General features: G+C 59.0%; 6 protein-coding genes. 1 reads left to right on the top strand and 5 read right to left on the bottom strand.

Translation table 11 applies throughout. The features are described from left to right. The first annotated feature begins 456 nt into the window (after positions 1–456). Positions 457–2,511 (top strand): prolyl oligopeptidase family serine peptidase, encoded by a 2,055-nt coding sequence (locus ACRESD_RS10045; RefSeq protein WP_431750773.1) that lies wholly within the window; start codon positions 457–459, stop codon positions 2,509–2,511. A 72-nt stretch (positions 2,512–2,583) separates the two neighbouring features. On the opposite strand, the gene pstB is transcribed toward ACRESD_RS10045, so the two are convergent. From pstB to ACRESD_RS10020, 5 genes are all read right to left on the bottom strand, one after another. Further along, positions 2,584–3,363: a phosphate ABC transporter ATP-binding protein PstB gene (gene pstB / locus ACRESD_RS10040; RefSeq protein WP_431750772.1), complete on the bottom strand. Its 780-nt coding sequence runs from the start codon at positions 3,361–3,363 to the stop codon at positions 2,584–2,586. Continuing rightward, the gene (pstA, locus tag ACRESD_RS10035) at positions 3,363–4,235 is read right to left on the bottom strand and encodes a phosphate ABC transporter permease PstA (RefSeq protein ID WP_431750771.1); all 873 of its coding nucleotides are present in this window, start codon (positions 4,233–4,235) and stop codon (positions 3,363–3,365) included. Before pstA ends, pstB begins: the two co-directional genes overlap by 1 nt. Beyond that, positions 4,232–5,227: a phosphate ABC transporter permease subunit PstC gene (gene pstC, locus ACRESD_RS10030; RefSeq protein WP_431750774.1), complete on the bottom strand. Its 996-nt coding sequence runs from the start codon at positions 5,225–5,227 to the stop codon at positions 4,232–4,234. The genes pstA and pstC overlap by 4 nt, the downstream gene beginning before the upstream one ends. Before the next feature lie 65 nt (positions 5,228–5,292). Then, positions 5,293–6,309, bottom strand: a complete 1,017-nt coding sequence (pstS, locus tag ACRESD_RS10025) for a phosphate ABC transporter substrate-binding protein PstS (protein ID WP_431750770.1) — start codon at positions 6,307–6,309, stop codon at positions 5,293–5,295. 172 nt (positions 6,310–6,481) lie between these two features. After that, the coding region (locus ACRESD_RS10020) for a hemagglutinin repeat-containing protein (RefSeq protein WP_431750769.1) at positions 6,482–6,838 on the bottom strand (357 nt) is incomplete at its 5' end.

The following is a 6,838-nucleotide window of genomic DNA, read 5'->3' as shown; positions in this document are numbered from 1 at the left end:
GTCGTAGGTTCGAATCCCACACGACCCACCATTTTTGGCGGTTTAGAAAATCCGGAAGGCCCACGTAAGTGAGGATTTCCGGGTTTTTTTTTGCCTGCGATTTGGTGGGCGCACGTAGCGGGAAGGTTCAGCATAAGCCGGTTCAACCTGTCTGGCATGCAGCCACCTAAGCGCAACAGTTGTGTTGGCTTTGTGTGATGCCGACCTGGAGCAGCCGTTGTACTGAACGTTTTCAGCCATCTCAGGCATGGCTGTCAGCAGCCTATTCTTAGTCCTCCGGGATAACTCCCAACATTCCGATAGCCTCTTCTGGTAAACCACTTTGCTCACACAGCACTCCGCCTCCGATCAGGTGTTGTGTATTTTGTTGCGAGTTTGGGTCGTAACGAAGCCGGTGAGGCGCTGTCTCAGCCCTGCGTGGCTTATCTCTTTTCACTTGTCCGACAGGATTCGAGCATGCCAATACTCCCCAAAGAGCTTTCCGTTACCCACGATAACTACCAGTGGCTAGAAGACGTCGACGGCGCGCAGTCAATTCACTGGGTGCAGGCCCAAAACCTCAAGACCGAAGACCGGCTCGCCCGGTCCGCCAGCTTCCAGCAAATCAAAGCTGACGTGCTGGAGATACTGGACTCGGACAGCAATATCCCTCACGTCGACAAGGCCGGTGCCTACTATTACAACTTCTGGATGGACGCCGCTCATCCTCGGGGCCTGTGGCGTCGCACTACGCTGGCGGAGTACCGCAAGGCGCAGCCCGCCTGGGAAACGCTGCTCGATCTCGATGCCTTGAATGCCGCCGAGGCCGAAAACTGGGTGTGGCACGGCGCCAATTTCTTGCGTCCAGATTATCAGCGATGCCTGCTGGAGTTGTCCCGCGGCGGTGCGGATGCGTGTGTCATTCGGGAGTTTGATCTGTCCAGCAAGTCTTGGGTCGAAGACGGCTTCCAGTTGTCGGAGGCCAAGGGTGGTCTGGGTTGGATCGATCGTGACAACGTCTATGTCTTCACCGATTTTGGTGAAGGTGCGATGACCCGTTCCGGTTACCCACGTATCGTCAAACAGTGGCGGCGTGGTACGCCGCTGAGTGGCGCCAGTGTTGTCTACGAAGGCGCGTTGGATGATATGTATATCGCGGCGATGCACGATGACACGCCAGGCTACGAGCGTGATTTCGTCAGCCGCACGCTGGCCTTCTACAACAGCGAGCTGTACCTGCGGGGCGACGATGACCAGCTACTTAAAATCGATGCGCCGAACTCGGCTGAAAAGTCGGTGCACAAAGACTGGCTGCTGTTGGAGCTGCGCGAGGACTGGCAGCTAGGTAAGACGCTTGTCGCCGGCTCGTTGCTGGCGATCAAGTTTGACCGTTTCATGGCGGGCCAGCGCGATTTCGACGTGCTGTTCACCCCTACGGACAGTACCTCGCTGACGGGGTTTACCTGGACCCTGAATCATCTGGTGCTGAACGTACTTGACCATGTCAAGAATCACCTCAGCGTCCTTACCCATGGCGCGAATGGATGGCAGCACAGCCCGTTATCGGGGGCGCCAGGTATGGGCACGGTATATGTCAACGCAGTGGACAGCGACGACAGTGATGCCGTCTGGCTGGTGAGCACCGACTATCTGACGCCGACCACCTTGGCGCTGACTGAGATAGGTCATGCGCCCGAGGTACTGAAAAGCCTGCCGGCGTTGTTCGACTCAAGCCAGCAGGTTGTCGAGCAGCACTTCGCGCTTTCGAGTGACGGCACCCGTGTACCGTATTTCATGGTGCGCAGGAAGGACTTGGCACTCGATGGTACGGCGCCGACCTTGCTCTATGGTTACGGCGGTTTCGAGGTGTCCCTGACTCCGCACTACTCCGGTGAGATAGGCCGCGCCTGGCTCTCAATGGGCGGTGTGTACGTGGTTGCCAACATTCGCGGTGGTGGTGAATATGGGCCCCGCTGGCATCAGGCGGCACTCAAGCACAACCGTCCGCGAGCCTATGAAGACTTTGCGGCGGTGGCCCGGGACCTGATCGAACGGGGGATTACTTCTCCCCGGCGCTTGGGCGCGGAGGGCGGCAGTAACGGTGGCCTGTTGGCCGGTAATATGTTGACCCAATACCCGGAACTGTTCGGTGCAATCGTGTCTCAGGTGCCCTTGCTCGATATGCAGCGCTACCACCACTTGCTGGCCGGGGCGTCGTGGATGGAGGAGTACGGTAACCCGGATGTGCCCGAAGAGTGGGCGTACATCAAGACGTTTTCGCCGTATCACTTGTTTGACCCGGAAAAGAGCTACCCGCCCGTGTTTTTCCTGACCTCGACCCGCGATGACCGTGTGCATCCGGCCCACGCCCGCAAGCTGGCGGCGAAGATGATCGAGGCCGGCAAGGATGTGACGTACTACGAAAATATCGAGGGAGGGCACGGCGGGGCGGCGGACAATGCGCAGGCTGCGCATATGAGTGCGCTGGTCTACCGCTTTTTGTGGGAGACGCTGAGCCCCGCTCAAACCTGAATGCGGGGCATGAGTCTGGTCCATACAGTCTTGTGAAAAATCGCCACCTGCAATGGGCGACGCATGGGGCGCTTAGCCAAAGCGCCCAGTAATATAGTCCTCCGTCTGCTTCATCCTCGGCTTGGTGAAGATCTCGTCGGTATTTCCATGCTCAATCAATTCCCCCATGAACATGAACGCGGTGTTGTCCGACACCCGCGCGGCTTGCTGCATGTTGTGGGTCACGATGATCACCGTGTATTGGGTCTTCAATTCGGTGATCAATTGCTCGATGCGTCCGGTGGAGATGGGGTCGAGTGCCGACGTGGGTTCGTCCAGCAGCAATACCTGTGGGCGCAGCGCAATGGTGCGGGCGATGCACAGGCGCTGTTGCTGGCCGCCGGAGAGGCTTTGTGCGCTCTGGTTGAGTTTGTCTTTCACCTCATCCCACAGGGCGCCGCCGCGCAGGGCCTGCTCGACACGTTCATCCATTTCCCGGCGTGACAGCTTTTCGTGGTGGCGTACGGCGTAGGCGATGTTGTCGTAAATCGACATCGGGAACGGCACGGGTTTCTGGAACACCATGCCCACGTGGCTGCGCAGGCGGTTCATCGAGTAGCCGGGGGCGAGGATGTTTTCGCCATTGAGCAGTACTTCGCCACGCGCTTCTTGCTTGGGGTACATCGAATAGATGCGGTTGAACACACGCAGCAACGTGGACTTGCCGCAGCCCGAAGGGCCGATGATGGCGGTGATGCGTTTTTCCGGGATATCGATGTCGATGGATTTCAGGGAGCGCTGGTTGTTGTAGAAAAACTCCAGCCCACGGACTTGGATTTTGGTTTTTTCGGGTTCGGTACGGGTGGTGTCCATCAGTGGGACCTATTGCGTAAAAGAATCAGGCGAGATGCCAGGCTGAGTACCAGCACGAACAGCGTCAGGACCAGCGCACCGGCCCAGGCAAGTGAGTGCCAGTCGTCGAACGGGCTCATGGCGTACTGGAAAATAACCACAGGGACGCTGGCGATCGGCTTGAGCAGGTTGCTGCTCCAGAACTGGTTGCCGAAAGCGGTGAACAACAGGGGCGCGGTTTCCCCGGTGATCCTGGCCAGGGCGAGCAGGATGCCGGTAACGACGCCGGCTTTGGCTGCTCGCAACACGATCTGTAGCGTCAACTTCCACTGCGGCACACCGAGTGCCAAGGCCGCTTCGCGCATGGTCGAGGGTTGCAGTTGAAGCATTTCATCGGTGGTACGCACCACCACCGGAATCACCAACAGCGCCAAGGCCAAGGCGCCGGCGATGGCAGAAAAACCTACTTGGTGATTGGTCAGTTGGTTCAGCGGCAGAATGACGGCGGTATACACGAACAACCCCAGCACAATCGACGGTGCGGACAGCAGGATGTCGTTGATAAAACGCACGGTAGTGCCCAGGCGCGAATGCCGTGCGAATTCTGCCAGCCAGATGCCGGCCATCAGCCCGATGGGCGTGCCAATCAGCAGGGCAATGGCGGACATCAGCGCGCTGCCATAAAACGCGTTGGCCAAGCCGCCTTCGGTGCCGGGCGGTGGGGTCATCTGGCTGAACAGACGCAGGTTGAGCGCCTGGAAGCCGTTGATAATGGTGGTCAGCAGAATCCACGCCAGCCACAGCAAGCCAAAGGCGGTTGCGCCGCAGCTGAGGAACATGGCCACGCCATTTTTCAGCGCGCGTTTGCGGTACAGGCGTTCGTTGGCGTTCATAGGCCCTCCTTGCGTGACAGGCGCATCAGCAGCAATCGCGCCGCCGCCAGCACGACGAAGGTCACGATAAACAGCAGGAAGCCCAAGGCAATCAGCGCGGAGCGGTGCAGGTCGGTGTAGGCCTCGCTGAATTCGTTGGCGATCACCGATGCAATGGAGCTGCTGGGCATCAGCAACGAGGCGGAAAACTGTTGGGCGTTACCCAGTACGAAGGTGACTGCCATGGTCTCGCCAAGGGCGCGGCCCAGGCCGAGAAAGATGCCGCCGACCACCGCCGAGCGGGTGTAGGGCAAGACGATGTCCCACACCACTTCCCAGGTGGTGCTGCCCAAAGCGTAGGCCGATTCTTTCAACTGCGTCGGCACACTGCGGAACACCTCATGCATCACCGAGGTGATGAACGGCATGATCATCACCGCCAGCACGATGCCTGCGGTCAGCATGCCAATCCCCAGCGGCGGGCCCTGGAACAGCGAGCCGACAAAGGGCAGGGCGCCCAGGTAGTCGTTGATCAAGGGGGAGAGATGTTCGGCCATAAACGGTCCGAACACGAACAGGCCCCACATGCCGTAGATGATTGAAGGGATACCGGCGAGTAGCTCGATGGCCGACGCGACCGGCATTTTCAACCAGGGCGGTGCGACCTCTGTAAGAAAAATCGCAATGCCAAAGCTCACCGGAACGGCAATCAGCAAAGCCAGAAACGAGGTGACCAACGTGCCGTAGATCGGCACCACGGCACCAAAGTGGTTATTGACTGCATCCCACTCGGTACTGGTAATGAAATCGAGCCCGAAGGTCTTGAAGGCCAGCCCTCCGCCCCAAAGGGTCGAGGCTGCAATAGCACCCAGCAGCACCAACACCAGCATGGCGGCGCCGAACATCGAGCGTTTGAACCACAGGTCGTGGCGTTGATCGCGGGCGGCGCGGCTGTCGCCCCGTGTGTCGCTCGCATGCGTTGTCATAACCAGCGGTTGGACCGTGTCGTTCATATCGGATGTGCTCACCGCCTTCCCCAATCACCGACAGTGAAAGGGGAAGGGGGTCATAGGGCGAATCAGTGAGTGAAGTCAGACTTCCAGTAATCTTCGATTCGCGTCACCAGGGAGGACGGCAGTGCTACGTAATCCAGCGCTGCGGCCTGTTGCTGGCCTTTTTCCAGGGACCACTTGAAGAAGTTGAAGGCCGCCTGGCTTTGCTCGGCATTCTTGGGCTGCTTGTACATGATGATCCAGGTGGTGGCCGTGATCGGCCATGCGCCTTCGCCTGGCGCGTTGGTCATGATCAGGTTGAAGTCTTTCGCGCTGGCCCAGTCGGCGGTGTCCGCTGCGGCCTGGAACGCCTTGGCGTTAGGCACGACGAACTTGCCCGAAGCATTCTTCAGCGAGGCGTAGGTCATCTTGTTCTGCAGGGCGTAGGCGTATTCCACGAAGCCGATCGAGTTCTTGATCTGCTTCACGTAGGCCGAAACACCTTCGTTGCCCTTGCCGCCCACGCCGACTGGCCACGGTACGGTGGTGCCGAAACCGATCTTGGTTTTCCAGCTATCGCTGACTTTAGCCAGGTAGTTGGTGAAGTTGTACGAAGTGCCGGAACCGTCAGAACGGTGCACAACGGTGATGTTCGCGCTGGGCAGTTTCACGCCAGGGTTGAGCGCGGCGATGGCCGGATCGTTCCAGGCCTTGATGTCACCCAGGAAGATTTTTGCCAGGGTATCGCCATCGAACTTCAGCTGGCCTGCGGCCACGCCTTCGACGTTCATCACCGGCACGATACCGCCGATCACGCTAGGGAACTGGCCCAGGCCACCGGCTTTGAGATCATCGGCTGACAGCGGGGCGTCGGATGCGCCGAAGTCAACGGTAGCCGCCTTGATCTGGGCGATGCCGCCGCCAGAGCCAATCGACTGATAGTTGATGCGGTTGCTGGAATTCTTGCTGTAGTCCTGGGACCACTTGGACAGCACCGGGTAGACGAAGCTGGAGCCGGCACCGGTAACGTCCGTGGCGTGGGCCACTCCGCTCAGGCACAGGGCGGTCAACAAAACAGACAGACTTTTTTTAGTCGGCAACATCACGACAACACCTCATGGGAAGGGGTAAGTGGAAGGGTCCACCTGTCTAAGACGTGACGATTTAATTCCTGATATGTGTCTGTTTAATGACGATTTGGCTTTATGAAGAAACATTTAGAAATGTTTGCTTCGGTGGAAACAGGCTCACCTGCCCCCACCGAAGCCGTGCTACTTAGTGGGTGTTCTGATCGATTCCGGCTTGCAGCTCCTGACTGTCACTGTGCCCGCCAACCCGCAGCGGCCCAAGGTTGAACGCTTGATCCTTACGCGTGGCATCGTCCTGTTTCTGGGTCAGTTCGTCCTTGGCACCCAGCGCCAGGTTGACCGGTGACTTCGACAGGTTAAGCCCGACATCGGCGCGATAGTCGCTGCCCGTCAATGTGGTTGCCGTCACCGTGGAGCCGCCCAGGTTGACCTGGCCGTCCTGCGCGCTGATCCGGCTGCCAGTGAGGCGAGTATCGCCACCGACCTGCAGGCTGACGCCCTGAGTACCACGGATGCCCGAGGCCTGGACGACGCTGTCCTTAAC

The sequence above is a fragment of the Pseudomonas sp. genome, assembly GCF_050739995.1.
In the GTDB taxonomy this organism is placed as follows: domain Bacteria; phylum Pseudomonadota; class Gammaproteobacteria; order Pseudomonadales; family Pseudomonadaceae; genus Aquipseudomonas.
This window is presented reverse-complemented; position numbering and strand designations above follow the sequence as displayed.